Annotated in this window: 10 protein-coding genes; 9 read left to right on the forward strand and 1 reads right to left on the reverse strand. The window is 39.7% G+C overall.

Annotation, left to right across the window (positions count from 1 at the left end; all coding sequences use genetic code 11):
- Positions 1–209: 209 nt before the first annotated feature.
- Entirely contained in the window at positions 210–1,592 is a 1,383-nt protein-coding gene (locus HX021_RS11100; protein ID WP_286590386.1) for a TolC family protein, read from the reverse strand.
- 322 nt (positions 1,593–1,914) lie between these two features.
- Between HX021_RS11100 and HX021_RS11105 the strand changes: the two genes are divergently transcribed.
- The 9 genes from HX021_RS11105 to HX021_RS11145 all read left to right on the forward strand — a co-directional run bounded on the left by HX021_RS11105 (position 1,915) and on the right by HX021_RS11145 (position 21,341).
- Positions 1,915–3,168 carry an efflux RND transporter periplasmic adaptor subunit gene (locus HX021_RS11105; RefSeq protein ID WP_286590387.1) on the forward strand — a complete coding sequence of 418 codons (1,254 nt, stop codon included), beginning with the start codon at positions 1,915–1,917 and terminating at the stop codon, positions 3,166–3,168.
- Between the two features lie 82 nt (positions 3,169–3,250).
- Complete coding sequence (locus HX021_RS11110) at positions 3,251–5,617, forward strand: ABC transporter permease (RefSeq protein WP_286590388.1); 2,367 nt, start codon at positions 3,251–3,253, stop codon at positions 5,615–5,617.
- Positions 5,618–5,704: 87 nt separating this feature from the next.
- Positions 5,705–6,397, forward strand: a complete 693-nt coding sequence (locus tag HX021_RS11115; protein ID WP_286590703.1) for an ABC transporter ATP-binding protein — start codon at positions 5,705–5,707, stop codon at positions 6,395–6,397.
- A gap of 92 nt (positions 6,398–6,489) precedes the next feature.
- Positions 6,490–8,907: an ABC transporter permease gene (locus HX021_RS11120; RefSeq protein ID WP_286590389.1), complete on the forward strand. Its 2,418-nt coding sequence runs from the start codon at positions 6,490–6,492 to the stop codon at positions 8,905–8,907.
- 134 nt (positions 8,908–9,041) lie between these two features.
- Positions 9,042–11,417, forward strand: a complete 2,376-nt coding sequence (locus tag HX021_RS11125; protein WP_286590390.1) for an ABC transporter permease — start codon at positions 9,042–9,044, stop codon at positions 11,415–11,417.
- A 53-nt stretch (positions 11,418–11,470) separates the two neighbouring features.
- Positions 11,471–13,852: an ABC transporter permease gene (locus tag HX021_RS11130; protein ID WP_286590391.1), complete on the forward strand. Its 2,382-nt coding sequence runs from the start codon at positions 11,471–11,473 to the stop codon at positions 13,850–13,852.
- 63 nt (positions 13,853–13,915) lie between these two features.
- On the forward strand, positions 13,916–16,318 hold the full coding sequence (locus HX021_RS11135; protein ID WP_286590392.1) for an ABC transporter permease: 2,403 nt from the start codon (positions 13,916–13,918) through the stop codon (positions 16,316–16,318).
- Positions 16,319–16,376: 58 nt separating this feature from the next.
- Positions 16,377–18,743: an FtsX-like permease family protein gene (locus HX021_RS11140; RefSeq protein WP_286590393.1), complete on the forward strand. Its 2,367-nt coding sequence runs from the start codon at positions 16,377–16,379 to the stop codon at positions 18,741–18,743.
- Positions 18,744–18,950: 207 nt separating this feature from the next.
- On the forward strand, positions 18,951–21,341 hold the full coding sequence (locus tag HX021_RS11145; RefSeq protein WP_286590394.1) for an ABC transporter permease: 2,391 nt from the start codon (positions 18,951–18,953) through the stop codon (positions 21,339–21,341).
- Positions 21,342–21,369: the final 28 nt, after the last annotated feature.

The following is a 21,369-nucleotide window of genomic DNA, read 5'->3' on the forward strand; positions in this document are numbered from 1 at the left end:
TATATATTATATCGACATATATAAATCCTTTTTACACCGTCAGCTTTTAAATGGTAAAAGCACCATAAGCAAGCTATTCTTTCATTAAATAAGCGTCTTATTCGCATTTAGGAACCTTCCTCAATCTTAGATTCGGTTCATTTTGGTTGTGACTGTATCAATATACAGCATGTTCATGCTATATATTGTTTTACACGACACTAAGATAACTATAAATTCAAAGCGCCTGCATAATAATCATTGATATATTTTTGCAGTAACCATTCATATTGTTTTACCACCAATTGAATCTGACTATTGTCATATTTATTCTTAGCAGTCAAGAATAGCACTGAATTACTGTTTCCAAGTTCAAAGACTACTTTAGCTATGCGAAAAGATTCAGCAAAATTTATATTCTGTTCACGCAATTGCACAATAATATTACTTGCATTCTTCAAATTGAAAACAGCATTCGAAGTTTCGGTTCTGAGATTATTTAATGCAATCTCCTTCTGGAACTTGGCAGATTCCAATCCCAATTTGGCCAGTTTAACATCATTATAGGTCCTTAAATGGTTAAAGATAGGAATTGAAAGATTTAAAGAGATCGATTTTCCAACATTATTTTTCATCTGGTACCAATAATCCCCACTCATTCCATTTTTTGAATAATTTGATCCCAATCCCGCATTTAGGGACAAAGAAGGCCAATAAGATGATTTTGCGATACTGATATTTTTTTCTGCGGCCTTGATACGCCAGTCCAGTGCCGGAATATTTGGCAGATTTTCAGAAGCTAGCTTATAAAGCTGTTCAGCACCTAGGTTTTGGCTATCCGCCACTAGTTCTAGAGGCACTAATTCCCCTAACTGATTTTCCTCGATATTCAACAGACTAGCCAATTTCACACGACTTGTATACAAGACCTGCTTATTGTTTTCGATCATATTTAGATCGTTCGCAAGTTGCCCCTTAAAATCATAATAATCTCCTGGATTAATAGCACCTTCTTTCTGCATGGTCTCTGCACGTCTCACTTGTTCACGTGTCACTTCTGTTTGTAATTCAGATTGTTTCAAAACATCTTGTGCGGTGAGCACCTGGATAAAGCTAGTGATGATATCGAGCTTCAGGTCATTGATCCTGGAATCAAATTCCAGCTTTCCTGCAGCTTTCGCATCAGCCTTCATTCGGATGTCGTTCAAGATCCTTAATCCATTAAACACAGGCGCACTCGCATTCAAAGAAAAAGACCCCGAAGAGTTATTCGTAGTAATGTACTGATTTGTAGAATTGTCTACCGATCGTCCCGAGGTAAGGCTATGGCCAAGGCTAGCATTTACATCAGGTAAACGATTTGCTTTTGCCTGTGAAAGATCGATATCAGCACGTTTCATCTCTAACGCACTCTGTAATAATGTGGGATTGGCTTTAATGCCCATTTGAACACATTCGGCCAGTGTACGTTTAGCTATTTGCCGACTTCCATCATTACCAGTGTCTATAGGCACATCAGTACGATCATTGCTAATTCGTTCGGTTTCTTGTGCATGAACCTTAGTATAGTTCAATAAAAAACACATTACACTATATATATAGATTCTCTTCATATCCATTTTTGTTTTTCATGCAGACCATCCCCATGCCAAACAGAAAAGCAACTGAATATCAACAATGTAAATAAATCAAATAGGACTTGATGTCCAAGTTCGTACAATCAACTGTCCGATATTGAACACCTTAAATACTTATTAAAAAACGATAAAAAAATAGCAGATGAATGAAAGCCAAAACTTATGTTGTACGGCATCGTACAAGAAGTGTCCGCTATCGAACACCAAACTGCAATAAAAATAAAATAAAAAACTAATAATCAGTACATTAAATTATTGGCACAGCTTTCATAGTTAGATACGAAATTGATATTAAATTATGGACAGACCTTTAGAAAAGAAGAAGTGGAATAGCAAACGGATTATGACCATTGTGGGAATAGCTGGTTTAGTGGGGTTGATCAGTGCCAGCTTTTATTTTACATCTGGTAAAAGCAAGCTCAATGTCGAAGCTGACCGCATCTCTATTGTCGAAATAAAAAATGGTAACTTTCAAGAATTTATCCCGATCAACGGAACAGTACTTCCCATCAGTAGTATTTATTTAGATGCTTCAGTCGGAGGAAGGGTGGAAGAGAAATTTGTTGAAGATGGTGCCGTTCTAAAAAAGGGCGATCCGATCATGAGGCTATCCAATACTGATCAGGAACTCCAACTTGTACAACAAGAAACACAGGTATTGAATCTATTGACACAATCCCAGATAGCACAAACCAATGCTCAACAAGCATCCATTAACAACCGTAACCAAATGGCTGATGTTGAACAGGCTTTTAGAGAAGCTGAACGTATCTTTAATCTCAATAAAAAACTATTTGCCGAAAAAGCAATTGGATTACAAGAATTTGAAAAGTCAAAAAATGAATATAACTATCAAAAGGAAAGAGTACATCTCACCAAACAAATCCTAAAACAAGACGAGATATCCAATGCACAAAAAACCAATCAGGACAAACAGACCTATCAACGTACACAAAGTGCATTGGAACTGATGAAAAGAAAAATCGGGGACTTGATTGTAAGAGCTCCTGTTGATGGGCAATTAACATCATTTGATGCAGAAATTGGTCAAAACAAAAATGCAGGTGAACGTTTGGGACAAATTGACGTTTTGACAGGCTTTAAAGTACGGGCTGATATCGATGAACACTACATCAATCGCATCTTCCCAGATTTACAGGGCGAATTTTCCATTGGTGACAAAACCTACAAATTGCGGATCAAAAAGGTCTATACCCAAGTCACCAATGGCCGATTCCAAGTGGATATGGAGTTTATCAATGACGTACCCAAGGGTATAAGACGTGGTCAGACCCTTCAGATACGTCTTGCATTAAGTGACGAGACAAAGGCATTATTGTTAGCAAAAGGTGGATTTTATCAACAAACTGGGGGTAACTGGATTTTCAAATTAGATAAAGACGGAAGTACGGCATATCGTGTAGATATCCAACTTGGAAGACAAAACCCAGAATACTATGAAGTCATTAAAGGACTACAACCCGGGGATAAAGTCATCGTATCAAGCTATGAGACCTACGATAAGGTCCAGGAACTAAATATTAAAAAATAAATACCATGGCGGTTATTGAAAAGATGAGGTACGAAAAATAGCCAATATTTTCGATAGCAACTATCATCATACCACGATAATTATGATCAAAAACTTCATTAAAACCGCACTTCGTAATCTTTGGAAAACCAAAGGTTACAGCTTTCTCAATATTTTTGGCCTGGCGGTGGGAATTGCTGCGGCATCGTTGATTTTTTTATGGGTTGAAAACCAGTTGAGTTACAACGATAATTTTGCCCACAAAAAGGATATCTACATTGTCAAATCAAAACAGACATACGATGGAGCCACCTATGTTTTCCAATCGACCCCTGGTCCTTTAGCCCAAAGCATAGAGAAAGAAATTCCCGGCATCAAACATGCTGTGCGCATAAGTTCGAATTCACCCATGCTATTTTCTGTCGGTGACAATAATATATTTCAAACCGGTGTATACGCAGATGGCAGCATTGCCGATGTTCTATCGTTAGAATTTCTCGAAGGAGACCGAAAAACGGCTTTTGATCAGGTCAATAATATTGTACTGTCAGAAACTGCAGCAAAGAAATTATTTGGCAATCGTCCTGCATTGGGAAAAACTGTCAAAACAAACAATAACGAGCCATTTATAGTCACAGCCGTTATAAAAGATCTTCCGAAAAATAGCAGCTATGATTTTCAATGGCTTATTCCCTTCAAAAAGTTCGAAGCTGGACAGGAGTGGTTGAAAACCTGGGGAAACAATGGCCTCCAAACACTCGTTCAAACCGAGAAAAATGCCAACGTTGAGCAGATCAACACGCTGATGATGAATTTCGTCAAAAACAAGACAAAAGGCGAAGTCACTTTCTCTCAAAATTACCTTTATCCAATGGAACGTTGGATAACCTACAATCAGTTTGACAACAGCGGCATCGAAAAAGAAGGCGGTATTAAAAACATTCGTTTATTTACTTTTATCGCCTGGGTTGTTTTATTGATTGCTTGTATTAATTTTATGAATCTTGCAACCGCAAGGTCCGAAAAAAGAGCAAAAGAAGTGGGTATGCGTAAAGTTGTTGGTGCAAACCGCAAATCCCTGATCATGCAATTCTTGGGTGAATCCCTTGTATTGGCAATTATCTCATCCCTTGTGGCTATATTGCTGATATACATCTTTATCGGACCTTTCAACACAATGATAGGCCAAGAACTTCAGGTTAATCTTTTAGTCCCTTCTCACATCTTATTTCTGCTAGCTGTAACACTTGTCTGTGGTCTATTTGCTGGGAGCTACCCTGCATTTTTCTTATCTGCGTTCAAGCCACTATCAACGATCAAAGGGACTAAACAGAAAGCAGGAAACGGGAGTCTTATACGTAGAGGGTTAGTGGTCTTGCAATATACAGCCTCAGTTGTATTGATTATCTGTACCATTATTATTTACCAACAGATTCAATACAACAAAGACAGGGATCTCGGATTTGATAAGAGTCAAGTATTAACAACAGCATTACAAGGCAATATGGCCAAACATCTGCCGCTGATCAAAAATCAATTATTGGCAACCGGAGTCGTGCAAGAAGTCGGTGTCAGTGACATGAGTATCCTTAGTATCAACTCCAATACTTCCGGTTTTAGCTGGGATGGAAAAGATCCAAATGCCAGTATTTTGATTGGTATGCTACGTGCTGATGAGGGACTTATACCTGCTTTGGACTTAAAGATCTTTGACGGTAGAAACTTTCATAAAAATTTTGTTGGCGATAGCACCTCAGTCATCATCAACGAAGCATTTGCAAAACTTATCCGAAAAGATGGTCATGTCGCCGGTAACTTCATCAGTTACGGTGAAGAAAAATTCACCATTACTGGTGTCGTCAAGAACTTTGTTTATAACAACGTGTATGCCGATCCTGAGCCTATGCTGTTTCTCCCCATGAATAAAGATAATGGCATCATGACAATCAAAACGAAAGCTGGAGTCGATTTGACAAGTGCCATTCAACAAATCGAAAAGGTTATTGCCAAAAATAATCCTGGCTTCCCATTCGATTATAATTTTTTGGATGATAGCTTTAACAATAAATTTAAAGCTGAGCTTTTTGTGCAACAACTATCCAGTGTATTTGCCTTGATGTCAATCATTATTTCCTGTTTGGGATTATTTGGACTGGCCGCTTATGCAACTGAACAACGCGCAAAAGAAATCAGTATCCGCAAAGTATTGGGGGCTTCTGTGTCGAAGCTTATCCAGATGCTCAATCGTGAATTTGTCATTCTTGTAGCCATCTCATGTATCATTGCTTTTCCGATTGCATGGATAATTATGAACAAATGGCTGACCAACTATGCTCATCACATCCAGATTTCATGGACCATTTTTGTCATCAGTGGTCTAACGGCGATTATCATTGCTTTATTGACGATAAGTTCACAAGCATTTAAAGCAGCTATTGCCAACCCGACAAAAACGTTAAGAGATCAATAAACAATTAAAAAGAGTTCAACAATAAAAATAATAACTGCCCAAAGCAACTGCCAAGGCCCAAAACATAAAACCATGAGCGCAAAAAATATGATTAAAATAACAAATCTTCAAAAGTATTACCGCACTGAAGAAGTGGAAACCGTAGCATTAAATAACCTGAATATCCATGTTAAAGAGGGTGAGTTTGTTGCTGTAATGGGCCCTTCGGGCTGCGGAAAATCAACATTACTCAATATCATTGGGCTGTTGGACGACCTGGATGAAGGAAGCTACCTGTTCAACGATATTGAAGTCGCCAAGTTCAAGGAACGCGGTCGTTCAGATCTTCGCAAGCACAATATCGGTTTCGTATTCCAGAGTTTCAACCTGATCGACGAGCTAACCGTCTTTGAAAACGTGGAACTTCCACTGGTATATACCAATGTGCCTGCCGCAGAGCGTAAAAAACGGGTGGAAGAAGTTTTGGAAAAAGTTCAGATCATGCATCGTCGCAACCACTTTCCACAACAGCTGTCCGGAGGTCAACAACAACGTGTAGCCGTTGCTCGCGCCGTGGTCAATAATCCCAAACTGATCCTGGCCGATGAGCCAACAGGTAATCTCGATTCCAATAATGGTAACGAAGTCATGCAGCTCCTGACCGAACTAAATGAAGCGGGTACAACCATCGTCATGGTAACCCACAGTGAGCACGATGCAAAATTTTCTGATCGCGTGATCCGTATGCTGGACGGTCAGGTTATTATGGAAACGACATCATTAGGATCCCAGCAAAGCTAGCGGCCCATTTTAAGACAAGAAATGTTCTTAAACATCTAAAGCGCTTACCTATGAAGACCAAGAGCTGTTAAACGAGTTTAAAGTATAAAACGATGAAAGATTTAAAATTAATTCTGAGACAATGGGGACGTAACCGTCTGTTTACATTCCTTAATATCATCGGTCTAGCGATCGGGATCAGCGCAAGCTGGATTGTATTTCGAATTGTCAACTACGAATTCAGTTTTAACCAGAATCATCCCGACAAGGAACGTATTTATAAAATTTACTCGGCATTTAAGGAAGGAGAAAATATCCATCGTTTTGATGGGACACCCTACCCTCTTGGTGCTTATTTAGGTGCTAACTTAAAGAAAGATCTGACCGGATTGGAATTGGTTGTACCTATCGCTAATAAATCATTTGAAAGCATTAAGGTAAAGCGTTCCAACAACGAAACATTGGAATTCAATGCGCAGGACAAAATTGTTGCGGCCACTACGGACTATTTTAAGCTTGTGCCCTACAAATGGATCGTTGGTAATCCGAATACCGCGCTCAAAAACAACAATGAAATTATCCTGACGGCCTCCCGCGCAAAACAATATTTCCCCGATGCAGATATAAAATCCCTTCTTGGCAAAACAATACTATACGATGATCAGCTTCTTACGGTAACCGGGGTTGTTGCCGACTTAGACTATCCGAGCAGTTTTGTCAATAAAGAATTTATCCGTGTAAACCCTGATCCTAAAGAAGCAGAAAATTGGCAGAATTCAAGTTCAAATTTCCATGTGTATGTTAAATTAACTGAAAATGGGCTGCCTTCGCAAGTAATTAAACTAGCTACCAAGAAGTTTCAGGAGATGGCTGGCGAAGAATTTAAACAGTACAATATAACGCCCGGCTATGAATTAGCACCGCTTACGGACTTGCATTTCAATAAATTCATCTTGGACGGAAGTGACAAACAGGTGCTGTTTGGACTTATAGGTATAGCAATATTTCTCCTTATACTGGCTAGTATCAATTATATAAACCTGACCACCGCCCGTGTTCCTGCCCGGGCTCGGGAAATCGGTATTCGGAAAACATTGGGTGAACAACCTAGACACTTGACACTGTCCTTTATCAGAGAAACCTTTTTTACCTGTCTATTTGGGCTATTATTCTCTTGGCCATTTGTCAAGATATTTGAACTTACCTTTAGTTCATATCTTCCGGAAAATATAAACACCTATTCAGATAGTCTACCTGTCTTTATCTTTCTATTGGGACTTATTATCCTATTGACGTTGATTTCCAGTCTGTATCCAGCTTATCTCATCAATAAAGTACATGTCGTGGAGGCCATCAAAATACATGCAACAGACAAAATTTCGTTTGGTGGCATTTCGTTCAGAAAGATTCTCATTGTCTTTCAATTTATCATCGCTCAGGCTTTTGTCGTCCTGACAGTGATCATGGGTTTGCAACTACAACATGCTTTAAATAGCGATGTTGGTTTTCAGGATGATGCTGTTATTACACTCAAACTTCCCTATAGGAAAGCAGAAGATTCAGGTAAAAGTCCATTTCTGTTGAAAGAGCTCCTTCAAAAATATCCTGAAATTGACCAGGTTTCGCTAGGCCACCTCCCCATGAATAACGACCAATGGGGAAATAATATCGTAATGCAGAGCGATACAGGTCAGATCTTGGTCAATATGCCCTTTAAATATATCGAAGAAAATTATTTAGATGTATTTAAAATGAAACTGCTGGCTGGGCGGGCCCTCAAACTTTCGGATACAACTTCAGGAATACTGATCAATCAAAAAGCCATTAGCAAGTTTGGATTTAAATCCCCAGCCGAAGCAGTCGGAACTATTGTTACCGTAAGCGATCGTCCAACGACAATTGTCGGCGTACTGGCCGATTTCCACAACTTTAATCTCCACGCCCCATTAGAGCCTCTTGCTATGCAAATATCAACCAACAAGGGCACGCTGCAGAATATTAATATCAAATTAAATGGAGATCCTAAAAAATGGCACCAGGCGATTGCATCCATCAAGACCGAATGGGAAAACGTATATCCAAATGCACCGTTTACCTACCAATTTTATGACGAGAGGATCAAGGAACTCTATGAGAAAGACTATCGTTTTTATAAAATGATCAATTTATCAACGTCAATTACCATTTTATTAAGCTGCTTGGGATTGATTGGTTTAGTGACATTAACTACGCATCAGCGGACAAAAGAGATCGGTATCCGAAAAATTTTGGGTAGCACGGTCAGTGGAATTGTGTTACTGCTCTCAAAAGATTATATCAAACTAATTGTTATCTCGATACTAATTGCTACACCGATTGCCTGGCTGGCGATTGATAAATGGCTAACCGACTTTGCCTTTAAAATAGAACTCAGCTGGTGGATGTTTATTATTCCAGCGATAGTAACTATTGGCGTAGCATTTTTAGCTATGAGCTATCAATCCGTTAGTGCCGCCCGTGCAAATCCTGTAGATAGTTTAAGAGATGAATAGAACAGTAAAGAAGCTCAATAGTGATCAAGGAAAATGATGGGATTCAGCAATGTTCCCATCACAATCCTTGCTTTTGAAGAACGAACCGCAAGAGAACACAGCAAAATTAATCAACACCACAAACACCTAACCATATGATAAAGAATTATTTAATAACTGCCATCAGAGAATTAAAGAAAAAGAAGTTCTATACCGTTATCAATATCTTAGGGTTGTCCGTCAGTCTCACGGCTTCGATATTAATTATTCTTTGGGTACAGGATGAACGGAGCTTCGACAGATTCCACCCAGACTATGAACGTATATACACGGTCAATTCTCATTTAGATCCCGAACACAACGGTTCTATATGGGGATCTTCCCCAGGTCCTATTGGAAATTATGCACAAAATGTGCCTGAGGTTGATTATGCAACGCGTGTTTCACAAGACTACAATACAACATTGGTCAATGACAAGTTGAAACGTCCTGTAACTGATATGAACATCTATTATGTGGACGGCAATTTTTTCAACATGTTTCATTTTCCACTGCAAGAAGGCTCTCTTGCAGGTTTTCAGGCCAATTACAAGCAGGCATTTATCACTGCATCAACAGCCGAAAAACTTTTTAGCAGTCAGCAGGTTATCGGAAAGACTTTTCGTTACCAAAAAGATCTCTTTACTGTGTCCGGTATCCTAAAAGATCTCCCCCAAAACTCCTCCATGCAGTTCGATGTCGTTATTCCATTAGGATACCATGCACAGCGATTTACAAACTGGGGTGGTAATGGAAAATGGAAAACAATCGATGAAGATTTGGGAAACTATAGCTTTTCAACTTATGTTAAAGTTAAGCCTAATGCTTCTTTAACGCTCATTGGAAAATCCATTACGAACTCCTATACCAAAGCACGCGACGGTGAAAATTCGACCATATTTGTTTTAGAACCGTTAAAAACCATGCATTTAATTGCGCCGGACGGCAATAAATCGACGCTTCGCATGGTGCAGATTTTTGGAATCATAGCCTTATTGTTGCTGGTAATCGGTGCGGTAAACTATGTGAATCTAAGCACCGCAAGAGCTTTGGATCGCGCCAAAGATGTAGGTATCCGAAAAATTATTGGTGCCAATCGTCTCCATTTATTCCTACAATTTATCACGGAAACAGTTGTTGTATTTCTTTGCTCGCTATTGATCGCTTTTATCCTGATCCTGACCCTTCATACAGGATATAACCAGATCGCGCAAAAATCAATCAGCTTTTCTTTCCATAATACCGCAGTATGGCTGTATATTGGGGCAGCAATTCTAGGAACACTCGGGCTGTCCAGTATATATCCCGCAATTCAGCTTTCCTCATTCAATCCAATTCAATCCATAAAAGGGAAATCAGTAAAAGGCGTTTCATCCAATACGATGCGTAAAATATTGGTGGTCTTCCAGTTTACCCTTTCCGTGACGTTAATTGTATGTACACTGGTAATCCGAAACCAATTGGCTTTTATCCAAAAGATCAACCTGGGCTATGACAGAGATCATGTCATCACCCTGGGCCTTCCAGAAGAAGCCTATAAGCACATTGATGCAATACGGACCGAACTCAAAAATAACAACGCTATACAGGCTGTCTCCTTATCCGGTGTTTACAACATGACCGACTTCGGAAATGCCACTGGGGATATAGATTGGCCCGGTAAGTCTAAAGACAATAAACTGATTGTAGCTCAGGCTACCATTGATAAGGATTTTATTCCATTGATGAACATACAATTTCTCGAAGGGAAAAATTTTACTGGTATGCCAGCCGATTCTTCTGGATATATCATTAACGAAACATTGGCTAAACAAATGGGGCTAAATCCACCATATGTGGGATCCAATATGAGTTTCCACGATTTTCCCGGACAAATTATTGGAGTGGTAAAAGATTTTCATTTCAAATCAATCAAAGATAAAATAGGTCCGATGGTCTTCTGGACACGTTGGGGATCAGGCACGCTTTATGTTAAGACCAGTACCACAAAAGCACCGGAGGCCATTAAAGCTTTGGCCAAGATTTATAACCGTTACCCTTCCGATACTCCTTTTAACTATACATTTATCGATCAGCAATTTGACAATCTGTATAAGTCGGAGCACCGAACAGGACTGCTATTCAACATTTTTGCAGGTATTGCGATTTTTATATCCGCTTTAGGCTTATTTGCGCTGGCAACTCACGAAGCTCAAATGCGTATAAAAGAAATTGGAATCCGTAAGGTCCTAGGAGCAAGCATCTTTGGTGTTGTAAGACTATTGGGCAAAAATTTCGTGATACTCGTTTTTATTTCCATTTTGATCGCCTGCCCCATTGCGGTCTATTTAATGAATAAATGGTTGAGCAATTTTGCCTATAAAACAGATCTGGATATACAGACCTTTATCTTCGGCAGCATGCTGGCCTTTCTGATTGCAATTACCACGGTCAGCTATCAGGCCATTCGTGCGGCTTTGAGTAACCCTGTCGATAGCTTAAGAGACGAATAAAATTAACACGGCAAACCATGATACAAAATTATATTAAAATAGCCTGGCGCAATATGCTAAAGAATAGAGGTTATGCCACCATAAATATCGTAGGCCTCGCCATTGGCTTGGCTTGCTGTTTATTAATTGTTATTTATGTACAGCATGAACTCTCCTACGATAAGTATCATGTCAACAAAGACCGCATTTTCCGCGTCGTACATGACTATAAAGAAGTCGGTAGCACAGAACAGCATCAGATATGGGGGAATGCTCCAATTGGAGATGCCCTGAAAGCTGATTTCCCGGAGATAGAGAAGGTCGTTCAATTCTCCGGGCAAACGTCGATCTTACTTAAACAGGGAGAAAATAGATTCCAGGAAGAAAATGTATTTTTCATGGATTCTACGGCATTCGATGTATTCAGCTGGAAAATCCTTGCCGGAAATCCACATACAGCGTTAAAAAATGCATATTCTGTTGTATTGACAGAAAGCACCGCTAAAAAATATTTCGGTGACCAGAATCCCATTGGCAGAACCATTGAAGGAGGATTAGCAGCAGGTCGTGCAGATGCCGGCCTGTATACCGTAACAGCCGTGATGGCAGATGTTCCGGCCAACTCACATTTTACCTTCGATGCTTTATTATCCATGAGTACCTTTCGGAAAGCAAGACCTGATGTCTTCGAAAAAGAGGGTTGGGACTATGTCGATTTTTACACCTATTTTTTAACATCGAAAGAATTTGATCCTACAAAATTCAATCAGAAGATACCTGACTTTCTCAAACGAAATGTCCCGGTACAAGTAAACGCCAATTCAAAATACAGTTTCCATCTCGAGCCCATGCTTCAGGCATATATGCATTCCACTGCAGATCGCCAACCCGGAACAACAGGTAGCTTTCAAAGTCTGTACATTTTCGCGATTATCGGCGGATTTATCCTGCTGATTGCCTGTGTTAACTTTATGAATCTTGCCACTTCCAGATCCATGGAACGGGCCAAGGAAGTCGGTGTCCGAAAAGCCATTGGTGCCAATAAAAGCAATCTGATTCTACAGTTTATGTCGGAGTCGCTGGTACTCGTATTTATCAGTGGGATATTGGCTATCGCTTTGGTCCTTGCATTTCTTCCTTTTATGGAAGCTTTTTCCGGTAAACAGTTTGGTTATTCAACCCTTCTTAACGGCAAGACCTGGACGATTTTCCTTTTAGTAACGCTGATAACCGGAATATTAGCCGCCAGCTACCCTGCATTGATCCTAGCAAATTTCAAACCGATTAAAGTTCTGAAGGGAACGTTTAGCAACGGTAAAAGCGGGACATTATTACGTCGGGGTCTTGTCGTCTTTCAATTCTGCCTTTCCATTGCATTGATTGCAGGAACTGTGATTGTATTCTCACAATTGAATCAACTGCAACAGCAAGACCTTGGTTTTCAAAAAGCTCAACGCCTAATCATCGACTATAATTTTGACGAAAAAGTCAACAATAACTTAGAGGCCATTAAAAATACACTCGCAAAAGATAAAGATGTACAGTCGGTGACAGCTTCACGCACCGTACCGGGAGCGTTCTTTCCAAATGCAGGGACAGAGATTATGTCGACAGATGGTAAAATGATCAATTTCGCCCCTTCACTATATGAAGTAGATATAGACTTTATCCCCAATATGGGCATCAAGATGGCAGCAGGAAGGACTTATTCACGCGATTTTCCAGCAGATACCGCCCATTCCCTTGTGATCAATGAATCGGCAGCCAAATTATGGGGCTATTCAAACCCACAGGATATCATCGGAAAACAATTTAGACAATGGGGCAAAGAAGGTACAGTCATCGGCGTTGTAAAAGATTTCAATTACCTGTCCCTGCATCGCAAAATTGAGCCATTAGCATTACGCCTTGAGCCAAGTAGCAGCCGTTATTTGGCCGTGAATCTACAAAATGTCAATCAACAAACTATCGCACGAATTGGCAAACTATGGACTGAACTCGCCCCTCACCGTCCTTTTCTATATAGTTTCTTAGACGATAATTTTAACCGTCAATACGAAGCCGATTTTAATTTTAGAAGACTCTTTACAGCCTTTTCAAGCCTCGCTCTTTTCATTGCTTGTTTGGGTTTACTGGGATTGGTGACCTATACGGCGCAACAGCGTACCAAAGAAATCGGGGTTCGCAAAGTCCTTGGTGCTTCCACATACAATTTAGTGCTACTGCTTTCTTCCGATTTTATCAGATTATTAGTCATCGCGCTCTGTATCGCTACGCCATTATCATGGATAGCAATGAACAAGTGGCTGGACAATTTCGCCTACCATATTGAACCGAAATGGTGGATGTTTGCTTTTGCCGGATTTTCAGCTGTTCTCATCGCTTTGGTTACTGTTAGCTTCCAAACGTTTAAAGCCGCTAAAGCCAATCCAGTAGATAGCCTAAGAGACGAATAAATAGTATATAATCTATAATCAAGAACAAACTTAATATATCAGCACGACACAAACAGTACAATCATGATCAAGAACTACATAAAAACAGCATGGCGAAGTATTCGGGCCAACCGATTTTTCAGTATCCTTAATATTAGCGGGTTAGCGATTGGTATCTGTGTGTCCCTTCTGCTATTTGCTTTTATTCGTCAGGAACTGAGTTTTGATACGATGTATTCAAAAGCCGATAATATCTATCGTTTGCACATGCAGCTGTCGGCAGAATACAACCGGGAGAAAATGATCAACCTGCCCAATGCAGTGGGGCCTGCAATGAAATCAGATATTACACAGGTTGACAATATGGTGCGACTGGTAAAAGATGGCTTTGGAGCAACGGCTTCCATTCGCGCGGGAGAAGAAAATTTTAATGAGAAACAATTATACCTTGCCGATTCTACATTATTCTCCATTTTTGATTTCCAATTTATAGAAGGGAATATTCATACTGCGTTTCTAAATAAAAAAAGTATTGTCCTTTCTCAATCAACAAAAGAGAAATTGTTTGGTAAGAGTGAAGCACTTGGAAAAATCATTTCCGTCAACCAAAGGGATACCGTACAGGTAACCGGTGTATTCAAAGATCTTCCTGCAAATAGTACCCTTGATTGTAATATGATCATGAATATTATGGATTCCTGGATGGGGCAAAATGTCTATTGGAGCAATGCCAGCTATGAAACGTATATATTACTAAAGAAAGGATCCGATCCAGCTGCTGTTGCACAAGAAGCAACAAAGTTGATTGATAAATACGTCGAAAAAGACAACCGATATTTTACCGAATTTTTCTTACAACCACTATTAAAGGTCCATCTCTACTCATCAAGTCTTGGAAAGGGAGTTACCAAACGTATCGGAAACATTGACACCATTCGAACACTATCTGTCCTTGCTTTTCTCGTCATTGCGATTGCCTGTATCAATTACATGAACCTGGCCACGGCAAAGTCACAAAAGAATGCTAAAGAGGTGGGGGTAAATAAGGTGCTTGGAGCTACTCGAGGCCAACTCATTGTCCGCTTTTTTGTCGAAACCGCAACGATTAGCCTATTTGCGATGACAATCGGTGTCGTTCTGGCCATTATTTTGATCCCGCTATTTAATACCATTGGCAGTACGAACATTACCATTCGACAATTGCTGAACTGGGATATGTTAGGGATATTGGCGCTATCCTGGTTTATGATTACGCTTGTTGCAGGCAGTTACCCAGCCTTATTCTTATCGAAAATCAAATCGATCACATTGATGAATAAAGGTTATAACAAACAGGGGAAAACAGTTCTGATCAGACAAGTATTGGTGATATGCCAATTTACCATTTCGATTATATTGATCATCGGCATCTCTGTGATGCTCACCCAAATGAATTTTATCCGAAATAAAGACCTGGGCTATCAACCTGAACATGTGGTCTCTATCCCTATCCGTTCTTTCCGGAGTCTGGAAAAACTCAGCACACTCAATCAACAGGTCCAAAGCTTATCACATACGCTGTCCACCACATTCGCACAGTCAATACCGGGAAGTAATGAAAGCGGAAAAACAACGTATCAACTCGTTACAGATAAACATGGCTTGCCCACACTAAGCTGTGTTACTTATGGAAAAACAGTAAATACACTTGGATTAAAGCTACTCGCCGGGACAGATTTACCGGACATTTGGGGACGTCCAGACTCCACCTGCTATGTATTGATCAACGAGAAAGTACTGAAATTTTTAGGGTATAAATCACCGCAAGAAGCCATTGGAAAACATATTGTCACCGAGATGAGTCCGACCAACTCGATCATCACCGGTGTTGTTCAGGATTTTAATTATACAAACCTTAAATCCGAAATCGGAGGTTACAGCTATTACAGCATGAATGATCCCTCGGAATCACCACGCAACTTATTGATCCGTTATAAAACAACAGATGTTCAAGGATATATCGAACAAATAAAGAAGATATATACGGCTGTTGCTCCAGAAGCTGCATTCGATTTTTCATTTTTAGATCAACATGTCCAAAGCCAATATGAAAATGAAATCCGGTCATCCAATGTGATGAGTATGTTTTCATTCTTGACACTTTTTATTGCCTGTCTAGGTCTATTGGGCTTAGCAGCCTACACCACTGAAGCCCGAAGCAAAGAAATCGGCATCCGAAAAGTTCTTGGAGCCAGTGTTCCGGGTATTATTCATTTACTATCCTCGAATTATCTCAAACTGATTCTACTTGCTTTTCTTATTGCTGGACCGATCGCTTACTATCTTTTCAGTCATTGGTTAAATGATTTTGTGTATCATATTGAGATGCCTTGGTGGGCATACCTGATTGCGATATTAACAGTAACACTGGTCGCACTTATCACTATAGGATTCCAGACATTTAAAGCCGCGCTATTAAATCCAGTAGATAGTCTAAGAGACGAATAGGTCCGGGGATGGCGACGAAATTAGTATACAGTTAATTTTGAATCTAATACAGATCACCATGATTAAATTATTTTTGAAAACCGCTTTACGCAATCTTAAACGCAGCCCCTTAAATACGGCAATCAATATTCTCGGTTTGTCTTTGGGATTTACGGTTGCTTTGGTGAGCAGCCTGTGGATCTTAAAACAGTTTTCCTTCAATCAGCATTACAAGAACTATGATACGATCCATCAGCTGATGATGACCGGTACTTTCAACAATGAAAAATCCACAGATGGAACTTCCACTCCTATCCCTTTAGCAAAGTTGATGGAATCTGATTTTAGGGATGAAATCCAAGATGTCACATTGATTACAGATGCTGAAAGCATTGCCATTAAAATGGGTGAAAAAAAATTGAATGCCATAGGATTTTACGCGATGGGCAAGTTTTCGGAACTATTCTCGTTCGAAGCTGTACAGGGAAATATCGCTACCCCAACCGCAGCATCCACCATGATTATTTCGGAATCATTAGCCAACCGGCTATTGGGGACTACCGATGTTATCGGGAAGACTATTCAACTCAACGGAAAAGAACAATATACGATACAGGGTATTTTTAAAAACATTCCTGAAAATAATACATTTCACGAACTGGAATATATCCTGCCCTTTGTTGATTATCTCCATAAAAATAAGGGTATCGAAGAAAAGTGGTCAAACTGCTTTTTTAGCACGTATGGCAAGATCGAGAACCCCCAAAATATTCCGGGACTCGAACAAAAGCTAACCAGCATCTTTAGAACAAATCTTACAGATATCAACCCTGAGATTCTGTTGCACCCCATGTCCAAATGGAATCTTTATGATTCATTCAAAAATGGTAAAAATGCAGGTGGACAGATTCAATATGTGTGGATGTTTGCCTGGATCAGTATATTTATTATCTTGTTGGCCAGTATAAATTTTATTAATCTCAGTACAGCCCGAAGCTTAAAAAGAGGAAAGGAAATTGGTATTCTAAAATCTGTTGGTGTAAATCGCCGGCAACTGATTGCTGGATTTCTGGTTGAATCCATCCTATCTGTATGCTGTGCTTTTCTGATAGCGGTTATATTAGCAATGTTGCTTCTCCCTTGGATAAATACCATCACTCATACCACATTGCAAATTCCATTTACGCGTATTCAATTCTACTTATATTCCTTTTTGGGAGTTCTCGCTATTGGCGTTCTCGCCGGACTATATCCTGCACTATTCTTATCCTCTTTCAATCCGATCCTTGCGCTTAAAGGAAAGATGAACATCGGCAAAAGAGGATTCAGTGCCAGAAAGGGAATGGTTATCGTACAATTTGCGATTTCCATCTTTCTGATGATTGCAACCTATTTGGTCATAAAACAATTGCGCTATACAAAAGATCGTCCGATTGGTTACAAAAGTTCAAACCTGGTCAACATCAACAGTCGGAGCGAGTTAATTGTCAAAAACTTTGATATCCTGAGAAAAGAACTCATCAATCAGCGTTTGGTGCAGGATGCCTCCCTTTCTTCGAGTCCGATTAATCGCCTCTCTTTGACGAGCGGTGGTTTCAATTGGCAGGGGAATGAAACAAAAGAAGGGGCTATTATGGGAATTTTCACCATCGACGAAAACTTTGCTAAAACTGTACAATGGAATTTTCTGAAAGGAAGAAATTTCTCCAAAGATTTCAAGACTGATTCAACTGCCGTAATTATCAATGAAGCAGCCGCCAAATTTATGGGAGTTACAGATTTGACGAGCAAACAATTATCTAAAAGAGGAATCAGCTATACGATTATCGGTATTATACAGAACACTTTATCCGAATCACCGTTTAAGTCGATTACACCTACTGCTTATTTTCTTGATTTTCTACCCAAAAACAAAATAACCCTCAAATTGAATGATCAGCAAGATATTAGCCAAACCATGAAAGCAATCGCCCAACAGTTCAATCGTTTTGATCCGGATCTCATCTTCGATTACACATTTACAGATAAAGAATATGCGAAGCAATTTGAACAAATGGAAATGATCAAAAGCCTGACCAGTATTTTTACAGGGCTTGCCATACTGATTTCCTCTCTTGGGCTATATGCTTTGGTCGCATTCCTAACCGAACAACGCGAAAAAGAAATTGGTATCCGCAAGGTCCTTGGGGCATCAGAAGTTGGCTTATGGAAATTATTATGCACAGAGTATGTCTGGTTGACATTGATCGGTTTTCTTGTTGCCGCTCCTCTAGCCTATCTATTAATGGAAACATGGCTCGACAATTACGTTTATCGCATTTCAATTAGCTGGACCGTATTTGCTTTTACAGGATTAACTGCACTGGTCATCACCCTCCTAACAGTTAGTTATCAAGCCATTAAAGCAGCATTGACTAACCCCGTGATCACATTACGGAACGAGTAGATCTACCTGTTCGGCGACGGACAGCAGACTGTCCGTTTCCGAACATACCACGCGACCACAACAACACAAAAACACCTAAAAATCAAAAACTTACACTTATGGCAAACGAATTGAATTATTTTACTTTCACAACGCTTTGACCAACTAAACAATATATCTGTTTGCGGTAAAGCCTGTGAATTATGAAATCGTTTAAATCTTAATACGATGATAAAAAACTATCTTAAAATCGCATGGCGGAACATCAGAAAAAACAAAGGATTCTCTTTGCTGAATATGTTTGGCCTAAGTTTAGGCATCACATGTTTCTTACTTCTTTCAGCTTATATATACCATGAATCAAGCTACGAACGGTTCTTGCCCCATGCCGACCGTTTAGCTTACTTGAGCCTTAGTTATAAAGCCCCCAACAGTACCGAAGCCGTTAATTCAGCAACTACTCCCACTGGATTGGCTCCGACCTTACAGACCGAATTTCCTGAAGTAGAGCAAGCTACAAGACTTTATTCCTACATTAAAGCAGGCCAAATAGAATCCAAAGATGCATTCATGAGCGAGAAAAAGCTTATGTATGCTGACGCAAACTTTTTCAACACAATGGGATATACCTTTATTGAAGGAGATCCCAAACATGCATTAGCCGAGCCTAATCAGATTGTATTAACGCAAAAGCTGGCTGCCAAATATTTCCCCAATCAAACTGCCATAGGAAAAATAGTCGTAATCGATAAGGTCAACTGGAAGGTAACCGGTGTAATTCAGGATTTACCCACAAATACACAGCTGAATTTTACTGCACTTCTTTCTAACAAGGGGTTGAAGCGTTATAAAGAACCAGCATGGTCCTCGGCCAATGATATGACAATAGCTCTGTTAAAAAATAAGAGCAGTTTTGCCTCGGTCCAGCAAAAATTGGATCAAATGACCAGAACAAAATTTGCTGAGGCAGCAAAACAAGGCTACCAGTTCAATTTCTTTATCGAAAGACTGACCGACATCCATCTGCATTCAAAGACTGCAGGTTCTGGAAATATGACGTATATCTATATTCTGATGGCCTTAGGGACAGCATTAATTGTGCTGACCTGTATCAATTTTACCAATCTGACTTTAGCACATGCCATAGCGCGTAAAAAAGAAATCGGTGTAAAAAAAGTTTTAGGAGCAGCTCGGAAAACCATATTCTTTCAGTTTTTCCTAGAATGCAGTCTCATGATTTCGCTGTCATTGTCGCTCAGTTTGTTCGCGACTTTTCTATTGCTTCCTGTTTTCAGCAGCTATATGGGCAGCGAAATGCGGTTGGCAATCTGGACGGATCCAAGGTTTTATACCCTATTGTTTCTATTTTTTGTATTGCTAACACTCATTTCTGGGGGCTGGCCCGCTTATTCCATTGCAAGCTCTAAACCAATCTCTATTTTCAGCAGAAAATTAACAGAAAAACAGACAGGAATATCCTTTAGTAAAATATTAGTCACTTTTCAATTTAGTATATCCATATTCTTTATCATCTGTACTTTATTCGCAAGCAGGCAAATGCATTTTATCCAATCCAAAAATACAGGATTGGATCGCTCCGATATATTGGTCATTGATGGCCGGGGGTGGCAGGATAAAGAGCGTCAATTGCTCAAAGACAAATTGATGCAGTTAAATAGTATACAGGGTGTTACCGCCTCATATGATAATCCGGTCAATATCCAAGGGGGATATAGCATCAATACCGTTGAAGGGCAGCCAGCAGATTTCGAAATGAATGTTACCGCGATTCCTATCGAAAAAGATTTTATATCTGTCTTTCACATCCAGTCCGTTGCAGGAGCTCCACTTACCGATGTGGATATTTTACGTGCCCGGGATACAGTCTCCCCTGAATATAGTTTTGTGATCAACACACTTGCGGCATCTGCCATGGGTTTTACACCGCAACAAGCTATTGGGAAGAAAATCAATTTGAATGGTCGTCATGGAAGCATCAAACAGGTTGTTGCCAGCTTCAATTTTGCCTCTCTTCATCATGAGATCAAACCTGTCGTACTCTTTCCTGAGTATAATTATTTTGGCAATATTTTCATTCGTATCAATCCATCAGCCCCAACTCAGGACGCCTTGACGCAAGTGCGATCGGTAATTAAGGATATTGAACCAAAGAGTAATTTTGAATACCATTTCCTAGATGATGATTATCGTAAATTATACCTTAAAGATCAGCAGACAACTAAAGTCATGCAGTTATTTTCCATGATTACCCTTGTTATTGCCTGTATGGGTTTATTTGCCTTATCAGCTTATGCGGTACAGCAACGTGTCAAGGAAATAGGCATTCGCAAGGTATTAGGTGCATCGATATTCAGAATCGTTAAGATACTGAGTGTAGACTTTATGTTACTCGTAGCTATTGCACTGCTGATCAGTATTCCTGTAGGATGGTATACCATGCACCATTGGATGGACAATTTCGCCTATCATATCACATTAGACTGGTGGATATTTATGATTGCTGGCGCCAGTGCATTGTCGGTATCTTTTATGACGATCAGCTTTCAAACAATAAAGGCAGCACTAACAAATCCAATTGATAGTTTAAGGGATGAATGATGTCCAACCTAAAAGCATAGTAGCCAAA

This window comes from Sphingobacterium sp. N143, assembly GCF_030325625.1.
Lineage (GTDB): Bacteria > Bacteroidota > Bacteroidia > Sphingobacteriales > Sphingobacteriaceae > Sphingobacterium.

Excerpts from the sequence above, each read along its gene's own strand:
- HX021_RS11125 (WP_286590390.1), top strand. The coding sequence starts at position 9,042 with ATGATAAAGAATTATTTAATAACTGCCATCAGAGAATTAAAGAAAAAG.
- HX021_RS11105 (WP_286590387.1), top strand. The coding sequence starts at position 1,915 with ATGGACAGACCTTTAGAAAAGAAGAAGTGGAATAGCAAACGGATTATG.
- HX021_RS11115 (WP_286590703.1), top strand. The coding sequence starts at position 5,705 with ATGATTAAAATAACAAATCTTCAAAAGTATTACCGCACTGAAGAAGTG.
- HX021_RS11145 (WP_286590394.1), top strand. The coding sequence starts at position 18,951 with ATGATAAAAAACTATCTTAAAATCGCATGGCGGAACATCAGAAAAAAC.
- HX021_RS11120 (WP_286590389.1), top strand. The coding sequence starts at position 6,490 with ATGAAAGATTTAAAATTAATTCTGAGACAATGGGGACGTAACCGTCTG.
- HX021_RS11110 (WP_286590388.1), top strand. The coding sequence starts at position 3,251 with ATGATCAAAAACTTCATTAAAACCGCACTTCGTAATCTTTGGAAAACC.
- HX021_RS11100 (WP_286590386.1), bottom strand. The coding sequence starts at position 1,592 with ATGAAGAGAATCTATATATATAGTGTAATGTGTTTTTTATTGAACTAT.
- HX021_RS11135 (WP_286590392.1), top strand. The coding sequence starts at position 13,916 with ATGATCAAGAACTACATAAAAACAGCATGGCGAAGTATTCGGGCCAAC.
- HX021_RS11140 (WP_286590393.1), top strand. The coding sequence starts at position 16,377 with ATGATTAAATTATTTTTGAAAACCGCTTTACGCAATCTTAAACGCAGC.
- HX021_RS11130 (WP_286590391.1), top strand. The coding sequence starts at position 11,471 with ATGCTAAAGAATAGAGGTTATGCCACCATAAATATCGTAGGCCTCGCC.